Source organism: Pontibacter rugosus, from assembly GCF_042678745.1.
Lineage (GTDB): Bacteria > Bacteroidota > Bacteroidia > Cytophagales > Hymenobacteraceae > Pontibacter > Pontibacter rugosus.
Genome location: NZ_JBHTLD010000487.1, coordinates 1 through 685 on the forward strand (window position 1 = coordinate 1; position 685 = coordinate 685).

A 685-nucleotide genomic window follows, 5' to 3' on the forward strand; every position below is an offset into this window, starting at 1 on the left:
TGATTGTGGACCAAGCAATACCAAAGTCATGCGGCGTGCGCAGTACCAACGCTGGAAAAAATCGCGTAGCTGTTGTTGCAATGAATTGTTCGGTTGATCTTTTAAGGTACTAAGATTTCCTACAGAAAATTTGCTGAACGGATGTTTGGGGTTCGAAGTGGCTTTGTGAACTTGATATAACCGCCGTAGTTCATCTTGGCGCTTTAATTGGAACTCTGATTCAATTGACTGTAATTCTTTCTCAATCCACTTTTGAGCAAACAGCGGCTCGTGAAAAAAACGCATGAATCGATCGAGTGCTTGGTCAAAATAATTCGCATCAACCGTAAAATAATAGTTACTGAATTCAGTGCCTGTCCATGCGTTGTGGTTGCCGCCATGAGCACTAATAAAACTTTGGTAGCTAGTGGCATCTGGGTACTTCTTGGTACCCAAGAACAACATGTGCTCGAGGAAATGGGCTAACCCTTGTGCATGATGCGGATCATGAAAGTGACCAGCAGCAACAGCGAGGGCTGCGCTGGCTTGTCGCGCTTCAGCTTCATGCACAAGAACACAGCGCATGCCATTATCGAGCTCGACAATACGATAGTTGCGTTGATCGGTCGGGCTTTTGGTGATGTCTTGATCATCGAGTATTACCCGAGCCGACAATGTGACTCCTGAGCTTTCAGTCGCCATCATG

The 685-nt window shown here is 46.0% G+C and carries 1 protein-coding gene; it reads right to left on the reverse strand.

Going from position 1 to position 685, the window contains the following annotated elements; genetic code table 11:
• A partial coding sequence (locus tag ACFQ2O_RS22060; protein WP_377533148.1) for an insulinase family protein occupies window positions 1-685 on the reverse strand: 685 nt, incomplete at both ends.